This window comes from Bradyrhizobium sp. WBOS08 (assembly GCF_024585125.1).
Classification (GTDB): domain Bacteria; phylum Pseudomonadota; class Alphaproteobacteria; order Rhizobiales; family Xanthobacteraceae; genus Bradyrhizobium; species Bradyrhizobium japonicum_B.
This window is the reverse complement of sequence record NZ_CP028988.1, coordinates 90,800-112,222: the sequence shown is the minus strand read 5'-3', so window position 1 is coordinate 112,222 and position 21,423 is coordinate 90,800. Positions and strand designations below refer to the sequence as shown.

The 21,423-nt window shown below is 64.9% G+C and carries 19 protein-coding genes and 1 pseudogene; 13 read left to right on the top strand and 7 right to left on the bottom strand.

Translation table 11 applies throughout. The annotated features are described in order from the left end of the window. The first annotated feature begins 90 nt into the window (after positions 1-90). From DCM80_RS00565 to DCM80_RS00530, 8 genes are read left to right on the top strand one after another with little or no spacing between them, the layout of a single operon-like run. A complete protein-coding gene (locus DCM80_RS00565; RefSeq protein ID WP_257195248.1) occupies positions 91-951 on the top strand; it encodes a xanthine dehydrogenase family protein subunit M in 861 nt (286 codons plus the stop codon). Continuing rightward, positions 948-1,472: a (2Fe-2S)-binding protein gene (locus tag DCM80_RS00560; protein WP_257195247.1), complete on the top strand. Its 525-nt coding sequence runs from the start codon at positions 948-950 to the stop codon at positions 1,470-1,472. Before DCM80_RS00565 ends, DCM80_RS00560 begins: the two co-directional genes overlap by 4 nt. Further along, a complete protein-coding gene (locus DCM80_RS00555) occupies positions 1,469-3,844 on the top strand; it encodes a xanthine dehydrogenase family protein molybdopterin-binding subunit (protein WP_257195246.1) in 2,376 nt (791 codons plus the stop codon). Before DCM80_RS00560 ends, DCM80_RS00555 begins: the two co-directional genes overlap by 4 nt. A 32-nt stretch (positions 3,845-3,876) precedes the next feature. Then, positions 3,877-5,118: an ABC transporter substrate-binding protein gene (locus DCM80_RS00550; RefSeq protein ID WP_257195245.1), complete on the top strand. Its 1,242-nt coding sequence runs from the start codon at positions 3,877-3,879 to the stop codon at positions 5,116-5,118. 10 nt (positions 5,119-5,128) lie between these two features. Beyond that, positions 5,129-6,004 (top strand): branched-chain amino acid ABC transporter permease, encoded by an 876-nt coding sequence (locus DCM80_RS00545; RefSeq protein ID WP_257195243.1) that lies wholly within the window; start codon positions 5,129-5,131, stop codon positions 6,002-6,004. After that, positions 6,001-6,999 carry a branched-chain amino acid ABC transporter permease gene (locus DCM80_RS00540; protein WP_257195242.1) on the top strand — a complete coding sequence of 333 codons (999 nt, stop codon included), beginning with the start codon at positions 6,001-6,003 and terminating at the stop codon, positions 6,997-6,999. The genes DCM80_RS00545 and DCM80_RS00540 overlap by 4 nt, the downstream gene beginning before the upstream one ends. Beyond that, positions 6,996-7,751 carry an ABC transporter ATP-binding protein gene (locus DCM80_RS00535; protein ID WP_257195241.1) on the top strand — a complete coding sequence of 252 codons (756 nt, stop codon included), beginning with the start codon at positions 6,996-6,998 and terminating at the stop codon, positions 7,749-7,751. The genes DCM80_RS00540 and DCM80_RS00535 overlap by 4 nt, the downstream gene beginning before the upstream one ends. Continuing rightward, positions 7,744-8,463 carry an ABC transporter ATP-binding protein gene (locus DCM80_RS00530; RefSeq protein WP_257195240.1) on the top strand — a complete coding sequence of 240 codons (720 nt, stop codon included), beginning with the start codon at positions 7,744-7,746 and terminating at the stop codon, positions 8,461-8,463. The genes DCM80_RS00535 and DCM80_RS00530 overlap by 8 nt, the downstream gene beginning before the upstream one ends. Positions 8,464-8,465: 2 nt before the next feature. On the opposite strand, the gene DCM80_RS00525 is transcribed toward DCM80_RS00530, so the two are convergent. The 3 genes from DCM80_RS00525 to DCM80_RS00515 all read right to left on the bottom strand — a co-directional run bounded on the left by DCM80_RS00525 (position 8,466) and on the right by DCM80_RS00515 (position 12,513). Further along, the gene (locus DCM80_RS00525) at positions 8,466-10,475 is read right to left on the bottom strand and encodes a bifunctional diguanylate cyclase/phosphodiesterase (RefSeq protein WP_257195239.1); all 2,010 of its coding nucleotides are present in this window, start codon (positions 10,473-10,475) and stop codon (positions 8,466-8,468) included. A gap of 347 nt (positions 10,476-10,822) precedes the next feature. Beyond that, on the bottom strand, positions 10,823-11,980 hold the full coding sequence (locus DCM80_RS00520) for a hypothetical protein (protein ID WP_257195238.1): 1,158 nt from the start codon (positions 11,978-11,980) through the stop codon (positions 10,823-10,825). A gap of 260 nt (positions 11,981-12,240) precedes the next feature. After that, positions 12,241-12,513 carry a hypothetical protein gene (locus tag DCM80_RS00515; protein WP_257195237.1) on the bottom strand — a complete coding sequence of 91 codons (273 nt, stop codon included), beginning with the start codon at positions 12,511-12,513 and terminating at the stop codon, positions 12,241-12,243. A gap of 137 nt (positions 12,514-12,650) precedes the next feature. On the opposite strand from DCM80_RS00515, the pseudogene DCM80_RS00510 reads away from it, so the two are divergent. Next, positions 12,651-12,918 (top strand): annotated as a pseudogene (locus DCM80_RS00510) (tungsten ABC transporter substrate-binding protein); the annotation flags it as partial. A 15-nt stretch (positions 12,919-12,933) separates the two neighbouring features. Here the strand turns inward: DCM80_RS00510 and arsC are convergent. Beyond that, positions 12,934-13,305, bottom strand: coding sequence for an arsenate reductase (glutaredoxin) (gene arsC, locus DCM80_RS00505; protein ID WP_257195236.1), 372 nt, complete (start codon positions 13,303-13,305; stop codon positions 12,934-12,936). 404 nt (positions 13,306-13,709) lie between these two features. Here arsC and DCM80_RS00500 point away from each other — a divergent pair, with 404 nt between their 5' ends. From DCM80_RS00500 to DCM80_RS00485, 4 genes are all read left to right on the top strand, one after another. Beyond that, positions 13,710-14,561, top strand: a complete 852-nt coding sequence (locus DCM80_RS00500) for a 3-hydroxybutyryl-CoA dehydrogenase (protein WP_028137811.1) — start codon at positions 13,710-13,712, stop codon at positions 14,559-14,561. A gap of 241 nt (positions 14,562-14,802) precedes the next feature. Then, the gene (locus DCM80_RS00495; protein WP_257195235.1) at positions 14,803-15,267 is read left to right on the top strand and encodes a group III truncated hemoglobin; all 465 of its coding nucleotides are present in this window, start codon (positions 14,803-14,805) and stop codon (positions 15,265-15,267) included. A 259-nt stretch (positions 15,268-15,526) separates the two neighbouring features. After that, positions 15,527-16,180, top strand: coding sequence for a ubiquinol-cytochrome c reductase iron-sulfur subunit (locus DCM80_RS00490; protein ID WP_257195234.1), 654 nt, complete (start codon positions 15,527-15,529; stop codon positions 16,178-16,180). A gap of 129 nt (positions 16,181-16,309) precedes the next feature. After that, a complete protein-coding gene (locus DCM80_RS00485; protein ID WP_028137808.1) occupies positions 16,310-18,034 on the top strand; it encodes a methanol/ethanol family PQQ-dependent dehydrogenase in 1,725 nt (574 codons plus the stop codon). Positions 18,035-18,281: 247 nt separating this feature from the next. Here the strand turns inward: DCM80_RS00485 and DCM80_RS00480 are convergent, their stop codons facing one another. The 3 genes from DCM80_RS00480 to DCM80_RS00470 are packed head-to-tail and all read right to left on the bottom strand — an operon-like array spanning position 18,282 to position 21,360. Next, on the bottom strand, positions 18,282-18,539 hold the full coding sequence (locus DCM80_RS00480; protein WP_257195233.1) for a hypothetical protein: 258 nt from the start codon (positions 18,537-18,539) through the stop codon (positions 18,282-18,284). A gap of 54 nt (positions 18,540-18,593) precedes the next feature. After that, positions 18,594-20,906, bottom strand: a complete 2,313-nt coding sequence (locus tag DCM80_RS00475; protein ID WP_257195232.1) for a molybdopterin cofactor-binding domain-containing protein — start codon at positions 20,904-20,906, stop codon at positions 18,594-18,596. 1 nt (position 20,907) lies between these two features. Next, complete coding sequence (locus DCM80_RS00470; protein WP_257198111.1) at positions 20,908-21,360, bottom strand: (2Fe-2S)-binding protein; 453 nt, start codon at positions 21,358-21,360, stop codon at positions 20,908-20,910. Between the last annotated feature and the right edge of the window lie 63 nt (positions 21,361-21,423).

The window sequence follows — 21,423 nt, the reverse complement described above, 5'->3', positions numbered from 1 at the left end:
CTCCCCGGGAGGCATGTCAGGATTTTGAGACCAGATGGTTACAAATCTGGCATCCCGGCTGATGAGCCGAGGGATCTTGAGGAAACGGCAGTGAAGGCGAGGGCTTTCAGCTATTTTCGTGCTGCGACGATCGACCAGGCGCTGGATGCTCACGCACGCGCCGGCGACGACGCGCGCTACATTGCGGGGGGCCAGAGCCTCGTGCCGGCGCTGTCGCTGCGGCTGCAGGCGCCGCGGCTCCTCGTCGATATCACTCATATCGACGAGCTGCGTGGCGTCAGGCGCGAAGGCGGCAGCTTGCGCATCGGCGCACTGACGCGCCATTGCGAAATGCTGAGCGAGCCGCTGATCACCGAGTTCGCGCCGCTGTTGCATGCCGCCGCGCCCTTCGTCGCCCATCCCGCGATCCGCAACCGCGGCACCTTCGGCGGCAGCGTCGCACTCGCCGATCCCGCGTCCGAATTTCCGGCGATGACGCTGGCGCTCGACGCTGAGATCGAGATCGCCGGTCCCTCAGGCCGCCGGCGCGTCAAGGCCGACGATTTCTTCATCGACCTGTTCGAGACGGCGCTGCAGCCCGGAGAGCTGATCACCGCAATTCATGTTCCGCTGTTCAAGGCCGACCAGCGCTTTGCGTTCGACGAGCTGGCGCGGCGCCGCGGGGATTATGCGCTGGTCGGCTGCGGAATCATGGCAACGTGCCCCGGTGGCTGCATCGAGGACATTCGCATCTCGTTTTTCTCCGTCGGCAATACGCCGACCCGGGTGAAGGGTGCTGAACGTACCCTGATCGGTTCGCGTCTCGATGCGGAACGCATCACTGCGGCGCAATGCGCGCTCGACGGCGATCTCGCGCCGCCGGATAGCGACGAGGTGCCGCCGGCGATGAGGCTGCATCTCGCCCGCGTGCTGCTGGGCCGCCTGCTCGGACGTCTCGGAGAGGGCGCATGAGCGGCTTCGACGAACCCCTGCTGGATGAGGCCGAGGCGACGGTGCGCGTGCGCTTCGTCGTCAACGGTCGCAAGGTGGCCTGCGAGGTCGCACCGCGCGACACGCTGGTTGATTGCCTGCGCGACAAGCTCGAGCTGACCGGCACGCATGCCGGCTGCGAGATGGGCGCCTGCGGTGCTTGCCTGGTCCAGCTCGACGGCCGCGCTATCCATTCCTGCCTGATCTACGCGGTGCAGGCCGATGGCGCGAGGATCGACACCATCGAGGGCCTGTCGGAGGGTGGTGTGCTCGCCGACCTTCAGGCCGAATTCCACCGCCGCAACGCGCTGCAGTGCGGCTTCTGCACGCCGGGCATGCTGATCAATGCGCAGGAGCTGCTGTCGCGGGTGGCAGAGCCGGGCCGTGGCGAGATCCGCGATGCGCTGTCGGGCAATTACTGCCGCTGCACCGGCTATGAGGCGATCGTCGATGCCATCGACGCTGTGGCGAAAGCGCGTAGCAAAGGCGGAGTTGCGACATGAGCGCGCCCCTGACCTCGCTCGACCGCCCGAACTCCTATATCGGTCGTTCCGTGCCGCGGCCGAACGCCAAGCGCTTGCTGGCTGGGCGCGGGCGCTATGTCAGCGACCTCAAGCTGCCGCGCATGCTCTACGCCGCGTTCCTTCGCAGCCCGCATGCGCACGCGAAGATCGTTGCGATCAAGACCGACGCGGCGCGCGCGGTCGAGGGCGTGCATCTCGTCGCGACTGGGGCCGACCTTGCCAGGATCTGCACGCCCTGGACTGGGACGCTCGACCATTTCAAAGGCATGACCTCTACGCCGCAATGGCCGTTGCCACTCGATCGCGTGGTCTGGGCGGGGCAGGCAATGGTCGCCGTCGTCGCCGAGAGTCGGGCGATCGCCGAAGATGCGCTGGAGTTGATTGAGGTCGACTACGAGGACCTTCCCATCGTCGTCGACATCGACGGCGCGCGCAAGCCCGGCGGGCCGGTAATCAATCCGGGCAGCGCCAGTAACGTTTGCTTCCGCAGCCAGCTCGACAGCGGCACCGTGGACGACGCTTTTATGCATGCCGCGCACGTGGTGGAGGAAGAATTCACCTTCGGCCGTCACACCGCGGTGACGCTCGAGCCGCGCGCGCTCGTCGCGGACTACGATCCTGCCGCCGGCATGCTCACCGTGCACCACGGCACGCAGACCCCGTATCAATTCCAGGACCTCTATTCGCGCCACTACGGCATCCCGGAAGCCCGGGTCCGCGTGATCGCAACCGATATCGGCGGCTCCTTCGGGATGAAGCTGCATGTCTATCACGAGGACATGGCGGTGGTCGGACTCTCGATCCTGCTCGGCCGGCCCGTGAAATACGTCGCCGATCGCATGGAGTCGTTCGTCTCCGACATCCACGCCAGGGACCACCGCGTTCGCGCGCGGATGGCGCTCGACGCCAAGGGCGAAATCCAGGCGCTGGACGTTGTGGACCTGACCGCGATCGGCGCGTTCTCGACCTATCCGCGCACCAGCGTGGTCGAAGGCAACCAGGTGATCCGCCTGATCGGCGCGCCCTACCGCTTCAAGAATTATCGCGCTACGCTGGAGGTGATCTTCCAGAACAAGGTGCAGACCAGCCAGTATCGCGCCGTCGGCCATCCCATCGCCTGCGCCGTCACCGAACGACTGGTCGACATGGCAGCGCGCAAGCTCGGCTTGGATCCTTTTGCGATCCGTGCGCAGAACGTCATCCCCGACGACGCCTATCCGCAGACCTCGCCGACCGGCTACCGCTTCGAGGCGCTGTCGCATCAGGCCTGTCTGAAGCGCCTGCACGAGATCATGGACTACGACCGCCTGCGCGCCGAGCAGACCGATTTGCGCAAGCGCGGCATCTATCGCGGCATCGGGATTGCGGCCTTCGTCGAAATCACCAATCCCAGCCCGGCCTTCTATGGCGTCGGCGGCGCGCGCATTTCCTCGCAGGACGGCGCGATCCTCAGCCTGACGCCGTCGGGCGAGGTCCGGTGCCTGATCTCGGTCACCGAGCAGGGGCAGGGCACGGAGGCGATCATCAGCCAGATCGTGGCGGACCAACTCGGTGTTGCTCAGGATCACGTCAGGGTGATTACCGGCGACACCGAGGTCACGCCGCATGGCGGCGCCACCTGGGCCTGCCGCGGTGCCGGCATCGGGGGCGAGACGGCGCTGCAGGCGACGCGCGTGCTCAAGCGCAACATCCTGGAGATCGCCGCGCTCATCCTCCAGGAGCAGCCGTCGGCGCTCGACATCATCGATGGGGAGATCGTCGACGCCGCGACGCGCAAGCCGCGCCTGCCGATCTCGGAGATAGCGCGCATCGCCTATTTCCGCTCCGACACGCTGCCGCCCGGCACACAGGCGCAGCTCACCGTGAGCCATCATTTCGCCCCGCAGGGCTATCCCTTTGCCTTCACCAACGGCATCCAGGGCTGTCTCCTAGAGGTCGATGTCGAGACCGGGCTCATCAAGCTCCTGAAGCATTTCATCGTCGAGGATTGCGGCCGCATCATCAATCCGATGCTGGTCGACGAGCAGCTCCGCGGGGGCATCGTGCAGGGGCTGGGCGCGGCGTTGTTCGAGGAGTGCCGCTACAGCGACACCGGCCAGCTCATGAACGGATCACTCGCCGACTACCTCGTGCCAATGTCGATGGAGATGCCGGACATCGTCATCGCCCATGTTGAGACGCTGACCGCCGACACCGTGCTCGGCGCCAAGGGTGTTGGCGAGGCCGGCACGGCAGCGGCCTCGGCTTGCGTGCTCAACGCCGTCAACGACGCTCTCGCGCCGTTCGATGCCACGATCAATTCGATTCCGATTACGCCTGCGAAGATTCTGAAAGCCCTGAAGCGCTTCTAGAACAGACAATTGAAAAGACATTGGAGGACATCATGCCCAATTCCGTTTCGACCCCGAAAATAACCCGCCGTACCGCACTCGCCGGCCTCTCGGCCGGCGCGGCTTTGCTCGCCATGCCCCGGATCGGCCGCGCCGCCGACGAGACCATCCGCATCGGCTTCCCGACGCCGCTGACCGGCCCGTTCGCTGCGGAAGCGCGCGACCAGGTCAAATGCGCCGAGCTCGCGGTCAAGCTCGTCAACGACAAGGGCGGCATCGGCGGCCGCAAGGTCGAACTTTTGGTGCGCGACGACAAGCTCAACGCCGGCGAGGCCGCGACCCGCACCCTGGAGCTGATCGAGAAGGACAAGGTTCACGCCGTGGTCGGCGCGCTCTCGAGCGCCGTGCAACTCGCGGTCAACGAGGTCACCCGCGCCCGCGGCGTGATCTACGTCTCGATCAGCCAATCCGACACCATCAACGAAGCCAAGGATTTCAGCAAATTCACCTTCCACGAGGCGCTCAATCCGCACATGACGACCGCGGCGGTGGCGCGGCAGACGCTCAAGAAGGGCATGAAGGTCGCCCATCTCGTCGCCGACTATGCTTACGGCCATGAGATGCTCCGCGGCTTCAAGCGCGCGCAGGCCTCGATCGGTGCCGACAATGTCGGCGAGATCCTTCACCCGTTCGGTGCCGCCGACTATTCCACCTTCATGCCGCGCCTGATGTCGATGCGGCCGGACGTGCTCTGCATCTCCAATTTCGGCCGTGACCAGGCCAATGCGATCAAGCAGGCGGTGGATTTCGGCGTCAAGCAGCAGATGAAGATCGTGGTTCCCGTGATCCTGCACAACCAGCGGCTCGCAGTTGGCCCCGACGTGTTCGAGGGCGTGGTCGGTGGCGCCAATTATTATTGGGGCCTGGAGGCGCAGAGCAAGTCGGCAGCGAGCTTCAACGCCGCGTTCAAGGCCGCCAATGGCGGCGCGATCCCGACCGATTACGGCGCCTATGGCTATTCTGGCGTCGGCTCCTTGCTGGCCGCGATGCAGTCCGCCGGCGGCACCGACACCGACAAGGTGGTCGATGCGCTGGAGAAGCTGCAATATGATCTGACCAAGGGGCCTCAGCACTATCGCAAATGCGACCACCAGTCCGTGCAGTCGGTGCTGGTGCTGGAGTCCAAGAAGAAGTCGGCAATGGCTGGTGAGAACGACCTGTTCGCCGTTCTCGCCAACGAGGCCGGCTCCGACGACATGCTGCGCAGCTGCAGCGAGCTCGGCCACGCGACCTGAAGCCTGGCCGATGGACCTATCGCTGATCATCATGCAGCTTCTCTCCGGGATCGCCCTTGGGGCGGTCCTGGTGATCACTGCGCTCGGGCTGACGATCGTGTTCGGCATGCTCGGGGTGGTCAATTTCGCCCACGGTGCGCTGTTCATGATCGGGGCCTATGCAGGGCTGTATCTGGCCTCGCTCACCGGAAGCTTCTGGTGGGGATTGCTGCTCGCTCCCATTTTGATCGGCGCCTTCGGCATGCTGATCGAGTTCGTCCTGATCCGCCGGCTCTATGGACGCTCGATCGATGATCCGCTGCTGCTCACCTTCGGTCTCAGCTACATCCTGGTCGAGGGCGTGCGCATCGTGTTCGGCAGCGACGGCATTCCGTTTCCGACCCCGCAGCAACTGATCGGCGTGCTTGACCTCGGCATCGGCTTCTTCCCGCGCTACCGGCTTTTCGTCATCGTGCTGGTGGCGGTGGTGCTGCTGGCGCTCTATCTTGCACTGGAGAAGACTCGTATCGGCCTGATCGTGCGCGCCGGCGCCCGCGATCCCGTCATGATGCAGGTGCTGGGTGTCGATATCGGGCGGGTGTGGCTTGCGATCTTCGGCCTCGGGGTTGGGCTTGCTGCGCTGGGCGGTGTGCTCGCCGGGCCCATGCGCAGCGTCAATCCGGAGATGGGTTCGCTGGTGCTGGCCGAAGCCTTCGTCGTCACCGTGATCGGTGGCCTCGGCTCGATCGTCGGAGCGGTCGTGGCCGGCCTCATGGTCGGCATTTCCATCAGCCTGGTGGCGCTGTTCGCGCCTGAAATGGCGACCATCGTCATGTTCGCGTTGATGGCGGTGGTGCTTCTGATCCGCCCGCAAGGTCTGTTCGGCGTCAGGGGGAGGACGGCATGACCGGACCTTCGAGCGGCGAGGTGCTCGCCAAGCCCGCACCGAGCCGGCTCGGCCGGATTCTCGACCAACGCGTGCTGCTGTCCATCGCCGTTCTGGCGCTGTTGCCCTGGCTGCTGCCGTCCAAGGCGCTGGCCGTCAACGTCCTGATCTACGGCGTCGTGGTGATGGGCTACAATCTGCTGTTCGGCTACACCGGCCTTTTATCGTTCGGGCAGGCCGCGTTCTTCGGTGCAGGGGCTTATTTCACCGGCATTGCGATCGGTCGCTACGGGGTGCCGTGGTTTGCGGCGGTCGGCCTCGCGGTGTGCCTCAGCACCTGCCTTGCGGCCCTGATCGGGCTCATCTCGACACGCACCCGCGGCATCTATTTTTCCATGGTGACGCTCGCTCTCGCCCAACTGGTCTACTACGTCGCGCTGCAGGCGGCCTCGATCACCGGCGGCGAAAACGGCCTGCGCGGCTTCACCGTCGACCGCATCAGCCTGTTCGGCCTCTCGGTCAATTTCCTCGACCCCGTCAATAAATACTACGTGCTGATGGCCTTCGCGGGCTTGGCGATGTGGTTCCAATCACGCATCCTGAACTCGCCGTTCGGCGCCGTCATCGAAGCGATCCGCGAGAACGAGCAGCGGGCACGGGCCTGCGGCTACGACGTCGAGCGCAGCAAGCTGGTGGTGTTCATGCTGTCGGGCGCGATCTCCTCGCTCGGCGGCTGCATGCTGGCGCTGCATCTGTCGATCGTGCCGCTCGACATTCTGCACTACCAGACCTCGGGCATGATCGTGATGATGGTGCTCCTCGGCGGCGCCCGCAGCTTCTTCGGGCCCTTCGTCGGCGCGGCGAGCTTCCTGATTCTCGAGGACGTCATCTCGCTGTGGACGCCGCATTGGCAGATTTTCGTCGGCGCCATCTTCGTGCTATTCGTGCTGTTCCTGCCCAAGGGCATCTGGGGCACGCTGCTGGATGCGTTTCGCGTCGGAAAGGCGCGGCCATGAGCAGGGAGCTGCTTCGCGCCGAAGGGATCGGCAAGCGCTTTGGCGGCTTTGTCGCGCTCGAGGAGATTACCCTGTCCTTTGCGGCGGGACAGCTGACCTCGATCATCGGCCCGAACGGGGCCGGCAAGAGCACGTTCTTCAACATCCTCTCTGGCGCGCTGACTCCGACATCAGGCAAACTGCATTTTAGAGGCCGCGAACTGAACGGCCTGCCGCAGCACCGCTTCGTGCACCATGGCATCTCGCGATCCTACCAGATCACGAACATCTTTCCGGACCTGTCGGTGCACGAGAATGTCCGCGTCGCGGTCCAGGCGCTGACCGTGAGTTATGACATCTGGCGGCACCGCGCCAGGCTGACTGAATTGCATGCGCGTGCCGACGCGGCGCTCGAGTCGGTCGGACTGCTCGCGAAGCGGAACGAGCTGGCAAAATTCCTCTCGCACGGCCAACAGCGCGCGCTGGAGATCGCGATCGCACTGGTCTCCGAGCCGGAACTGCTGCTGCTCGACGAGCCGACGGCCGGCATGGGGCCGGAAGAGACCAAGGACATGGTCGCGCTGCTGGAGCGGCTCGCCGACAAGCGCACCGTGTTGCTGGTCGAGCACAAGATGAAGATGGTGCTGGGCCTGTCCAAGCGCGTCGTGGTGCTGCATCACGGTCGGCTGCTCGCCGACGGCGCGCCCGACGAAATCAGGAGCAATCCGGACGTCCGCCGCGTCTATCTCGGACAGAGTGAAGGCTATGGCTGAGACCGCATTGCTCGAAATCGAAAACCTCCACGCCTGGTATGGTGCAAGCCATATCCTCCACGGCATCTCGCTGCATGTGAAGGAGGGCGAGGTGGTCGCCTTGGTCGGCCGTAACGGCGCCGGCAAGACCACGACCCTGCGGGCGATGATGGGCTTGATGCCGAGGGCCGAAGGCCATGTGCGCTTCGCGGGCAGGGAGCTGCTGTCGCTACGCGCCCATCAGCGCTTCCACCTTGGCCTCGCTTACGTGCCCGAGGAACGGCGTATCGTGCCAGGACTGTCCGTGCGCGAGAATCTGCGGCTCGGCCTCGTCGCCGCCCGCCGTGAGATCGAGGAGCGTGCCGCAATCGACGAGATCGCCGAAACCTTCCCGCGTCTGAAGGAGCGGCTCGACCAGGAGGGCGTGACGCTCTCGGGCGGCGAGCAGCAGATGCTGGCGATCGCGCGGGCGCTGATCGCAAGACCCAAGATGATCCTGCTGGATGAACCGTCCGAGGGCATCATGCCGGTGCTCGTCGAGGAGATGGGCGTGCTGTTTCGCCGTCTGCGCGATGAGGGCAAGACGCTGCTGCTGGTGGAGCAGAACGTCGAATGGGCGCTGCGCCTGGCAGATCGCGCGGTGATCATCGACCAGGGCGCGGTGGTGCACCAGAGCAGCGCTGCGGCGCTGCTCGCGGACAAGGACGTCCAGGAACGCTACTGCGCGGTTTGAGATCAGGCCACGACCCTGGCTCCGTGACCGTCGAGACGCTGGCGTTCGTTCGCCAGGTACTCGGCGATCGCATCGGCCGGCATAGGTTTCGCGAAATAGTAGCCCTGGATGAAATCGCACCCGAGCCGGCGCAGGCTGTCGAGCTGGGCACGGGTCTCGACGCCCTCGACGACGCAGGCGATCTCCATGTCGTCGCAGAGACCCGCAAGCGATTTGATGATCTTGTGGCTGACCGGGTTCTCGTTGATCTCGGCGACGAAGCTGCGGTCGACCTTGATCTTGTCGAGCGGCAACCGGTGTACGTGGCTCAATGACGAATAGCCGGTGCCGAAATCGTCCAGCGAAATGCCGCAACCCATCGCCTTCAGTGTGGCGATCGACTGCTGCGCGCGGACGAAATCGAAGGTGACGGCAGTCTCGGTGATCTCGAAGTCGATCCGGCGGGGCGACAGACCGCTTTTCTCGATAATCGAGATCAGCGGCAATATGCCCTCGGCGGCACAGACGTCGTGAGCGGACAGGTTGAACGACAGGCGGAGGTCTTCGGGCCAGGTTTTGGCCGTGGCGAGGGCGCGCGCCAGCAGCGCCTGTGTCAAAGGACGGATCAGGCCGATGCGCTCGGCGGCGGGAATGAAGTCGGCCGGAGAGACCCAGCCTAGACGGGGACTGTGCCAGCGGGCCAGCGTCTCGAAACCCGCGGTGTGCTCGCTCATGGCATCGACGATGGGCTGGAAAACCAGCTCCATCTCGGCGCCGAAATCGGAGGTGCGCAACAGATTCTCGATCACGCCACGGCTGCGGATCTCGGCCTCGAGCTCGCTCGAGAAGATCACGGTGCGGCCGCGCTGATGGCGCTTGGCGTGATAGAGCGCGTAGTCGGCGCATTCATAGAGCGCTTCCGAGGTCGTCGCGGAGTTCGGGAACGATGCAAAACCGATCGAGCAGGACAAGCCGGTATGAGCGGTGTCGAGGTGGTAGGGCAGCTTAATCTGACTGGCGATCCGTTCGCCGAGGCGCGTCAGGTCCGCGTCATCGGGGTCGCCGCAGACGATGAGGCCGAACTCGTCGCCGCCGAGCCGGGCGAATTCCACGCGCTGCGGGCCAAAGCCCTCGCAGACCTCGCGGATGCGCCGGCCCGCCTCGATCAGGACGCGGTCGCCGACCGAGTGACCGTAATTGTCGTTGATCGGCTTGAAGCCGTCGAGGTCGATGATCCCGACCGCGACGCGGACGTGCCTGCGCTCGGCGTCGGCAAAGGCGCTCGACAGCTCGGCGAAGAAGCGGCGGCGGTTTGGCAGCTCGGTGAGGGAATCGAGATTGGCGAGGCGGAAGTTCTCGTCCGAGAGCGCCTGCGTCGCCGCCTGTTGCGCAAGCAGCGACTTGCGGCTGGCGACGAGATCGGCAAAATCGCGGTAATAGATGAACAGCACCGTTACCATCGCGCCGGAAACCAGGAGGTTGTTGACGGCCGTCGCCTTCAGCGTCGGCTCGCCCGTGGCGAAGAAGAACAGCACATAGGGCACGTCGACGATCAGCGTCACGATCAGCGCAGCCGAGCGCAGATGCATCAGCGAGAAGATGCAGCCGATCACCGTGACCGCCATGTAGAAGGCGACCTGGCTCTTGGCGAAGGGATCGCCGTAGGGATAGAGCGCGAAGGACCAGGCGGTGAATCCGGCACTGATCGGCAGGGTCAGCCAGTTGGTCGCGCGCAGATTGCGCAGGATGTCGGCGTCGCTGCGCACCAGGTGACGCTGGCGTAGCCACCAATAGCCGCGCAACCCTGCGAGCACGGTCAGCACGCCGGGCACGATCATCGTCAGCCAGTCCGGCGCCACGTTCACGTAGGTGTAGGCCACCGCGATCGTGTTGCTCATGAGGATGAAGTAGAGCAGCGGGACCTGCTTGGAGAAGGCGCCGAACTGCGCGCGCATCAGATCCGGATTGTCGGCCGGAACGCGAAACAGCCGAACTGCGGCGGCGAGAAGAGACTTCAAATCTGCAACAGGCATTGACAATACGAGCCCCGGCTACCTTGAAAACGCCGGCGATCTTGCATGACGGGGGTAAAGGGCGCGTTAGATTGATGCGCACCGACGGACCGGGTCGGGTCGGGCGCCACAGCACCTCTTCCGTTCGCAGGCGTCGGTGAGGCGGCGTTAACGATAAGGGGCCGCAGAAGCGGGCGCATCGGCTGCAAAATCCGGCAAGAAGCCGCTGCTACGTTCTGCTAACCATGCGTGTCGGCGCAACCTCATGCCCCACCTCTCCTCGCTGGGCAGGGTAATCGCATAGGGGCGATCTCCCATGTCGGAATATCAGCCGAGCAGATCGCGGCGTTCGTTGCAGGAGTAGAGGATCAGGCCAGAGCGGCCTGGCGCTCCCGGGCCGGTTCGCGGACCCGCTCGAGTTTCGCAGGCTCGGCGAGCCGCGTGAAACTGCGCTGGCTCGCCTGCGCGGGGCCCTCGACGATGACGCCCTCGCAGACGATCTGTCCACCGAGCATCCTGAATTCCAGCTTGTCATAGCGCGGCATCGTCTCGCCGGGGGCGGGCGGCAGCAGCCCAACGCTTCCCTGGATGTTCAGCGTGGCTTCGCCGGTGCCGTGAAGCCGCGGATTCCACATCCTGATCCCGCTTTCCGCCCAGCGTTGCCGGATCAGCGCGGTGCGATCGAGGGGCTCCGCGGCTCTCGCGCGAACCTGCGGCGCGCTGCGGACTTCCGGAGCAGGCGACACGGGCGCCGGAGCAGGCGCGATCTCGGTGATGACGCTGGCCGTGTCGGCGGGGTCGTGCTCTGCGGAGACCGCTGCGACGGGCGCAGCACTTTCCGCAATTACCGGCGCGATGGCAGCCGCATCGTCCGGCGAGGGTCCGCTGTCGAAATCGATCTCGGAGACGGGCTCTACCAGAACTTCGGCATCGGCAGACGTGACGCACGGCGCGTCTCCGCTTCGCTCGACGTCCACGATGGCATCAGAGGAGCGATCGTCGTGGACAACAAGGGCAGGGGCATCAAGTGGATCACGTTCGACCTCGACGGGCGACGGCGATGTTTCCACCGCGGCGACGGCCTCGGCCGCGATTGGAAGTAGATCGTTGCTGATGGCTGGCTCGGGAGCATCGTCCGTTGCGGTGTCGATCTCGGCGGCCGAAGCCTTCTCTTCGACGACCGGCTCGATGTCGGACGGCGTGTGCCGGGCGGAATCGTCGCCGGCACCGGCCTCGGTTGGCGCTGCCGGCGGGCTCTCCGCGATGACGGAGATCGCGGCATCATGCTCGGCGGACGGAGCCGCGGCCTCGCTTTCGGCCTCGTCGAGCCGCGAAGCCGTGCTGATTTCGGCGACCTGAGTCGAAGCGGCTTCCACGACCTCTTGCGGCGCGATGTCTTGGATGATGTCCTGGACGATGACGGGCGAGACGTCTGCCACGGCCGGTGTGGCATCAATGCTGCTGCCGTGCGGCACGGGCCGAAGCCGGGTGAACGCCCATTTCACCGCAGGGATGCGGCGCAGCAACGATATCAGTCTCGAAAGCACTAGGCGTTGTCCAAGAGATACTCGGCGTGAGGCAATCGCTGATTCGTCAGCAATGTGAAAAACTGCCCCGGCCGTCACACCTCTGTCAATGTAGCCGAGATCAATTGCAGAACATCAAACAGGGTGGTCGGTGCCGGTGGGTGACCTGATGAAGTGTCAGTCATCACCGACAGACCAATCGCCGTGAAGTCCGAGCGTGATCCGCCGCCGCCGACGTGACGCGACCACGATATGTCCGACTATTTGCCAGCGCCCGCGCTGCCGCCGGTCTGGCTGCCCGTGTTGTTGGTGTTGGTGCCGCTGGCCGATGGTTGCTGCGCACCCTTGCCGTCGCTGGCCTCGTTCTGCATGTTCGACGAGCGTCCGGTCGTCATGCCCTTGGTGGCGGGACCTCGCGAGGAGGGGCCGACGTCGCTCTGGCCCGAGGCGCTCGGGGCAGGTTGTGTCTGCGCGACGGCGCTACCGGTCGCCAGCGCCATGATGCATGCCGATGCCAAGACGAGCTTCTTCATGGGATTCTCCTTGACCATACATCCCAGACAATCCGCCTGCGCCAGCGACGTTCCTGCGGAATCGCGGTCAGTCGCTTCAACCCTGAGCGGTCGAAGGTTGGGGGTTCCCGTCAGCGTCCCAAGCGGCCATTGAGGGACTGTCAACGCATGAGGAGAATTCCGCCCTTGGGGCGCTGCTGCTCTGGTCCACGATCGCGTTCGCGCAGGACCGCATCATCACGGTCGCCTCGACCACCTCGACGGAACAATCAGGCCTGTTCGGCCCTTTGCTGCCCGAGAAGTCGGAAGCGCAGGGCGTCAAGCGCGTCGACGTCAGAGTTCATCGTCGTCGGGCCCAAGTGCGATCCGGCGCACACATCAGGCAGCAAGGATGTGGTCGAGGCGCTGCGCAAGATCGCGACCGCGATCGTGCGAAGTCGTTCATCCCACCTGACGCCGCTGCGCCGGCAGCAGATCGAGCACCCGTTCGGAGGGACGGCAAAGCCTGACGCCCTTCGGCGTCACGACGATCGGCCTGTTGACCAGGATCGGATGCGCCATCATCGCGTCGAGCAGCTGATCGTCGGTCAGCGCGGGGTCGTTGAGCCCGAGCTCTGCGTAAGCGGGCGCCTTGTCGCGAACCGCCTCGCGCACCGCGATCCCCATGCGTGCGATGAGCTGCTGCAGCAATGCCCGCGATGGCGGTGTCTTCAGATATTCGATCACATGCGGCTCGATGCCGGCGTTTCGGATCGTCGCGAGCGTCGTGCGCGACGTGCCGCATTCAGGATTGTGGTAGATGATCACGTCCATTCGAAAAGCCCCGCGCTCAGCAGCGGCTGAGCTGCTTCCGGACCCTCCCACGGTCTCGCCGCGGCGAGCCGGCAACAGGCCTGTCCCGGACTAGACCACGATTCACGGCGCAATTTCCAGAAGCGGGCGCCGCGTGGTCCCATTCGTGGAGCTCAAGGGCGATCCGAAGCGTCCAGGCCGGCCGTCCCTCCGCCGGGCGGCGGCGGGCCAAATTCGGGGTCAAACCGCTTGCCGGGCGGCAAAATCGTGCCGTTTCGCGGCCGAGGGCGGCTTTATTCCGGCCCTGGATGCTTTAAGGAGAGGGCAGATCAGGTCGCAGCCGCGTTGTGGCGGTGCTAGACCCTGGTGCAGGAACAATGGGCCGTGCCGGCCGGCGCGCCCGCAAGGATGAAGGATATGAGGCAATGATCCAGACCGTTGGCATCATCGGGGCAGGGACCATGGGCAATGGCATCGCGCAGGTCTGCGCGGCGGCCGGGCTCTCGGTCGTGATGGTCGATATTTCCGATGCGGCCGTGAACCGCGGGCTTTCGACCGTCGGCGGCAGCCTCGAGCGCCTGGTCAAGAAGGAGAAGATGTCGGCTGCCGACCGCGACGCCACGCTCAAGCGCATCACCGGCACCACCGACCGGGCGAAGCTGTCGGATTGCGACCTGGTCATCGAGGCCGCAACCGAGAACGAGGAGCTCAAGGTCAAGATCCTGAAGGATCTCTGCGCCACCTTGTCGCCGCGCACGCTGGTCGCAACCAACACCTCGTCGATCTCGATCACCAAGCTCGCCGCCGCGACCGACCGTCCCGATCGCTTCATCGGCATGCACTTCTTCAACCCGGTTCCGGTGATGGCCCTGCTGGAGCTGATCCGCGGCCTGCAGACCTCCGACGACACCCATGCCAAGGCGCTCGATTTCGCCAAGCGTGTCGGCAAGGTGGCGATCACCGCCAAGAACAGCCCGGGCTTTGCCGTCAATCGCATCCTGTGCCCGATGATCAACGAAGCGATCTTCGCGCTCCAGGAAGGGATCGCGACCGCGGAAGAGATCGACGCCGGCATGAAGCTCGGCTGCAACCATCCGATCGGGCCGCTCGCGCTGGCCGATCTGGTCGGGCTCGACACCATGCTTTCGGTGATGGAGGTCTTTTACAAGGGCTTCAACGATCCTAAATACCGGCCAGCGCCGCTGCTGAAGGAAATGGTCGATGCCGGCCATCTCGGCCGCAAGACCGGGCAGGGCTTTTACAGCTACGGTACGTGAGCCAGGTTATTTGCGTTGCGACAAAGACGGTCGTGGCGCATTGCGCCTAACCTGACGCAGGCGCCCTTCCTTCTCCCCTTGTGGGAGAAGGTGGCGCGAAGCGCTGGATGAGGGGTTGGTTCCGCAATCTCCATTGCTTGAGGAGTGCGCGGAGACAGACCCCTCACCCGTCTCGCCGCTTCGCGGCGAGCCACCCTCTCCCACAAGGGGAGAGGGAAAGACGAAACGGATGAAGAGAGACATGTCGGATCGACTGAAGGCCGAGCGCGAGGCGGCGGCCGCACGGCGAAGCCTGTTGACGCAGGATGCGATCGAGCGCACCGGGATCACCGAGGAGATGATCGCGGAACTCGTCACCCGCTTCTACGGACGGGTGCGCGAAGATGCAAAGCTGGGGCCGGTGTTTGGAATCGTGCAGAACTGGGACGAGCATCTCGCCAAGCTCAAGGATTTCTGGTCCTCGGTGGTGCTGATGAGCGGCCGCTATCACGGCTCGCCGATGCGGGCGCATTTGCCGCTCGGCTTGGCTGGTGACCATTTCGACCGCTGGCTCGATCTGTTCGAGCAGACCGCGCGCGAGGTCTGCCCACCGGCGGCGGCCAGCCTATTCATCGACAAGGCGCGGCGCATCGCCGACAGTTTCGAAATGGCGTCGGCAACCGTTGCCGGTTCGATCGCCGCGCCGCGCCACGTGCTCAGGCCCTGACGAGACCGGCTGTCTGCAGCCTATGCGGCGGTCGCGCTGCGCTTGCGCAGCGCGATAAAAAGCGCACTGCACCAATTCCGGCACCATCGGTCTGATCTGCAAAATCATCATGCCGATCGCGCGGCGTGACGTTGCAATCGCGAAAACGCTTTGGTTGCATTCGGTCTGGCTCAATCAACGCGAGCAAAGCCATATTGATGCACTGCAGTGCCAATTCTTCGCCTTGTTTTCGGCAGAGTTCCAGCGCCTGCTTGTGAACATGTCCCGCGCATCGTTCACCACCAAATCTTCATCGTCCGAATACTCCAGGGAACCCGACGCCGAGGTCGATGCCGAGCAGACGCGGCGAACGGTCCTGCTCGGCGCGCTCGCCGTCACCGCCTGCCTCGGCTGCTCCGCGCATGCGCGCGCAGGTGAGGATCCGCCCGGGTCCGACGAACGGCCCCAGAAAGGCGATGTGCTCGTCTACTCACAAGGCGACAAGGAGGGAAAGCTGATCACCGCGGCCGATCTGAACGCCGGCGGACCGCCGGTGCATGCATGGCCGAAGGATCCCAACACATCGGTCGTGCGCAGCGGCTCGCGGCTCAACGAGATCCTGATCATCCGGCTCGATCCCGCCGAGCTCGACGAGAAGACCCGCGCGCGGGCCGTCGACGGCATCATCGCCTATTCGGCGATCTGCTCGCATGCGGGCTGCCCCGTCACCGCCTGGGTGAAGAGCGATGTCGGCGACAAGGAGGTGTTCAAATGCATGTGCCACAACTCCGAATTCGATCCGCGCGCCGGCGCGCAAGTCGTGTTCGGACCGGCGCCGCGACGGCTCGCCGCGCTGCCGCTGGCGCTGGCTGACGGTTCGCTCAGCATCGCCGGCAATTTCATGGGAAAGGTAGGTGGCGCGCAGCCAGGATGATGGACGGTTGCGGGCCGGGCCCGCGTCACGAAAGGCCGCATCCGCCAACGGCGGACGGGGGACGAACGACAAGAATTCACAACAAGAATTCAGAACGGATGAAAAAGGGGAACGTCCATGAAAACTTCCATGACCAGGAAGCAATGGTTACTGTCCGGCTTCGTCGCCTTCACGTGTCTTGCATCCACTGCCGCCGTGTCCGGTCCGATCGAGAACTACTCGCCGGTCACCGCACAGCGATTGGAGAATCCGGAGCCGAAAAACTGGATGCTCTACCGGCGCACCTATGACGGGCACGGCTACAGTCCACTAGACCAGATCAACACCTCGAACGTGAAGAACCTGACGCCGGTCTGGACCTTTGCCACCGGCGTGGTCGAAGGCCACCAGGCGCCGCCGATCGTCAACAATGGCGCGATGTTCGTGACGACCCCGATGGGGCAGGTGATCGCGCTGAACGCGAAGACCGGCGACGAATACTGGCGCTACAAGCGGCAGCTCCCTGACGATCTGTTCCAACTGCATCCGACCAACCGGGGCGTCGGCTTGTGGGAGGATAAGCTCTACCTCGCCACCACGGACGATCACGTGGTCGCGCTCGATGCCAAGACCGGCAAGGTGGTGTGGGATACCAAGGTCCAGGACTACAGGAAGGGCCAGTACTTGACGCTGATGCCGTTGATCGTCGACGGCAAGGTCATCGTCGGCGGCTCCGGCGGCGAGTTCGGCGTGCGCGGCTATGTCGTTGCCTATGATGCCAAGGACGGCAAGGAGCTGTGGCGGACCTACACCATCCCCGGGGAAGGCGAGCCCGGTCACGACACCTGGCAGGGCGACGATTGGAAGAACGGCGGCGGTTCGGCCTGGATGACCGGCAATTACGACAAGGAGACCAAGACGATCTATTGGGGCGTCGGCAACGCCGCGCCGTGGCCCGGCGACTCCCATCCCGGCGACAATCTCTACACCTCTTCGGTACTCGCGCTCGATCCGGACACCGGCAAGATCAAGGCCTACCACCAGTATCATCAGAACGATTCCTGGGATTGGGACGAGGTCGAGGCGCCGATGCTGATCGATCTGCAGCGCAACGGCCGCACCATCAAGAGCCTGGTGCATCCGGGACGCGATGCCATCTTCTGGGTGCTCGAGCGGACGCCGACCAAGATCAACTATGTCGCCGGTTGGCCGTTCGTTCATACGGACGTCTGGAAGGGCATCGACGAGACCGGCAAGCCGATCGTGGATCCCGCGCATAAGCCGGTGATGGGCAAGCGCGTCGAGTTCTGTCCGTCGCTGTGGGGCGGCAAGGATTGGCCGTCGGCTGCCTATAGCCAGAGGACCGGCCTCGTCTACGTGCCTGCCAACGAGAATTTCTGCGGCGGTTTCACCGGCGAAAAGGTCCCGCTCAAGCCAGGCGAGCTCTGGCTCGGCACCAAGCCGGAAGACATCGGCCTGAAGACGAGGCCGGGAGCAGATCATTTCGGCGAGCTCCAGGCCTGGGATCCCGCCACGGGCAAGAAGGTGTGGCAGCACAACTTCCCGAAGTCGCAACTGTTCGGATCGGTCACGGCGACGGCGGGCGACCTCGTCTTCGTCGGTGGCACCAACGACCGCAACTTCCGGGCCTTTCACGCCAAGACCGGCGAGCTTCTCTGGGAGCAGAAGACCAATTCCGGCATCGTCGGCATGCCGGTGTCCTACGAGATCGACGGCACGCAGTACATCGCGATCCAGTCGGGCTGGGGCGTTGACGCGCAGCGCATCCAGGACGCGCTGGTGACCAACAACATCGGCATCGAAGCCAATGTGCCCCAGGGCGGCGTGGTCTGGGTGTTCGCGCTGAAGAAATAGCTCCGCGGGCGGATCGAAGACAGCGGAGCAGCAGGGGGTGGGAATGCGGCGGACGGCAACGTCCGCCGCATTTTTGTTTGTGCGCTGGGATTGCCCGCGGGCCGCACACGCGTCGTCACGTCCGGGCCGGTCCCGCCTGCGCGGCCGTAGCCGCTTCGGCGCGACGAAGGCCCGGGCATTGCGGTCGTTGTGCCGCGACAAAGGCCGTGGATGGCCCCCGGCCACGACGGCATGAGGTCGCAAAAGTTTACTTGCCCTGGCGATCCACCTTGTCCTTCTCCTTCTGGTTCATCTCCTGAACCTTCGGATCCGGATTATGCTGCCCGGTGGTCTGGGTGGTCGAGGCGGGCGGGGCATTGGCGTTGGGCAGCGAGGTCTGGTCCGGCGTGCTGGGACGGGTGGCCGAGGCCGGCGGCGCGGTATTGCTCTGGGCAAATGCGCCTGCGGCCGTCAAAAGAAAGGCGCTCGACAGCGACACTGCGAGCGCCTTTGAGAGGTTGGTCATCGATCTGCTCCTGTCAGATCGATGGAAACGGCGCGAGGCCGCTTCCGTTCCGTCCTACGCCTCCAGCTGCTTGCCGATCGGCAAGCTCCGGATACGTTTTCCTGTCGCCGCGAAGATCGCGTTGATCAGCGCCGGCGCGAAGGGCGGGACACCGGGCTCGCCGACGCCGCTCGGCGGCGTGTCGGGTCCGGGCGGCACGATGTAGACGTTGGTCACCGCAGGGGACTCGTCGATCCTGACGAGCTGGAAGTCGTCGAAGTTCTTCTGTTGCACCTTGCCGTCCTTGAAGGTGATCTCGCCGTATTTGGCGAGACTGAGGCCCATGATCGCCGCGCCCTCGATCTGCGAGGCGATGCGCTCGGGGTTGACATAGGTGCCGCAATCGATCGCGGTGTCGACCCGCGGCACCGTCAGCTTGCCCTTGTCGTCGACGGCGACCTCGACGATGGTCGCGATGTAGCTGACGAAGCTGCGGTGCACCGCGATGCCCAGACCATGGCCCTTCGGCACCTTGCGACCCCATTCGCCCTTCTCCGCGACCAGATCGACCACCTTGCGCAGGCGCGCGGTGTCGATCGGGTAGCTCTCCTGGGGCTCGCCGTAGTTCCAGAGGTCCTTCACGTTCGGCTTGACGATGCGAGGCGAGCCGATCAGCTCGATCAGCATGTCTTTCTGGTCGCGGCCGGTCGCCTGCGCGATCTCGCCGACCATCGATTGCACCGCGAAGGCGCGCGGGATGTTCGAGACCGAGCGGAACCAGCCGATGCGGGTGCGCGCGGCTGCCTCCGGATTCTCGCAGGAGATGTTGGCGATCTCGAACGGCAGGTCGGCGAGGCCCATGCCGATCTCGAACGGGGCCTGATGCACGGCGCCGGCGGCAAAGGTCGAGGCGATGCTGGGAGCCACGCTGCGGTGGCGCCAGGCGATCACCTTGCCGCTCTTGTCGAGGCCGGCCTCGATCCGCTCGACCGAGACGGTGTGCAGGAAGCCGTTGTGAATGTCGTCTTCGCGCGTCCACTGCACCTTGACCGGCACGCCGAGCTCCTTCGACAGCAGGGCGGCTTCGAGCGCGAAGTCGCATTTCGACTTGCGTCCGAACCCGCCACCCAGCAGCGTGACGTTGACCGTGACATTGCCTTCGGGAATGCCGAGCGTCTTGGCGACATCCTCGCGGGTGCCACCCGGGCTCTGCACCGGCGCCCAGATCTCGGCCTTGTCGCCCTTGACGTCGGCGACCGCCACCGGCGGCTCCATGCTGACATGAGCAAGATGCGGCAGGTAGTACTCGCCGACAATCACCTTGTCCGCGCCCTTCAAGGCCGCCTCCGCATCGCCCTCCTTGCGCACGACGAGGCCGGGCTTGCGCGAGGCCTCCTCGAGCTCCTTGCGGTAGGCGACCGAGTCATACTTGCCGTTGGCGCCGTCGTCCCAGGTCAGCTTCAATGCGTCGCGGCCCTTGATCGCCGCGCCGGTGTTGCGTGCGATCACGGCGACGCCCCCGAGCGGCTGGAATTTCGACGGCCACGGCCAGCCTTGAACCTTCATCACCTTCTCGACGCCGGGGACCTTCAGCGCCGCTTCGGGATCGAACGAGACGAGCTTGCCGCCGGTCACCGGCGGGCGCGCGATCACGGCATATTTCATGCCCGGCAGCCGCACGTCGGCGCCGTAACGCGCCTTGCCGGTGGTGATGTCGTGCAGATCGACCATGCCGATCTGGCCCTTGGTGAGGTAGCGGAAGTCCTTGGGGTCCTTCAGCTTGAGGCCTTCGATTGCAGGCACCGATTGCTTGGCGGCGTCGGCTGCGAGCTCGCCGAAACCGAGCTTGCGGCCGCTGGCGCTGTGGACGACTTCATGATTGACCGCCTTGACCTCGGTCGCCGGCACGCCCCAACGCTTCGCCGCAGCCTGCTCCAGCATGGTGCGGGCAGCGGCGCCGATCTGGCGCATCGGGATCAGATAGTGCCGCGTGCTGCGCGAGCCGTCGGTGTCCTGGTTGCCGAACTTGACCTCGTCGCCGTGGGCCTGCTGCACCTTGACCCTGTTCCAGTCGGCCTCCATTTCCTCGGCCACGATCAGCGGCAGGCTGGTGCGCACGCCGGTGCCCATCTCCGATCGGTGCCCGACGATGGTGACGATGCCATCCGGGGCGACCGAGACGAACACGCGCGGATCGACCACGACGCCGTGCGGCATCTTGCCGGCGCCGGTCTCATAGGCGATCGCCTGGCGCGACATCACGGGGGCGGCGAGGACGAAGCCGCCGGTGACGCCGAGCCCCTTCAGGATGCTGCGGCGCGAGACCTTCTCGACCCTGATATGCTTCTCGAAGCCGCGAAGCTTGCGGGGATTGTCGATGAAATTCATGTCACACTCCCGTCGATGCGAGATGGACGGCGTTTTCGATGCGCTGGTAGCAACCGCAGCGGCAGATATTGCCGGACATCGCCTCGCGGATCTGGTCGTGCGAGGGCTTCGGGTTGTCCATCAGAAGCGCGGCGGCCTGCATGATCTGGCCGGCCTGGCAGAAGCCGCATTGTGGCACGTTGACCTGGCGCCAGGCCTTCTGCACCGGGTGATCGCCGTTCGGATGCAGCCCCTCGATCGTGGTGACCTCTCGTCCGGCGACGTCGTTCACCGACGTGATGCAGGCCCGCACGGCCTGCTTGTCCACGATGACGGTGCAGGAGCCGCACAGAGCCTGGCCGCAGCTGAACTTGGTGCCGGTCAGCCCGACCTCGTCACGCAGGAACCAGAGTAGCGGGAGATCCGGGTCGCCGTCCCAGCTCTGTTCCTGTCCGTTGATCTTCACCTTGATCATGGTCATCCCTCGCTCTTCATAAGCATGCCAAATTGAAAAGTCGCCGACGTCGATCGGCGCAAT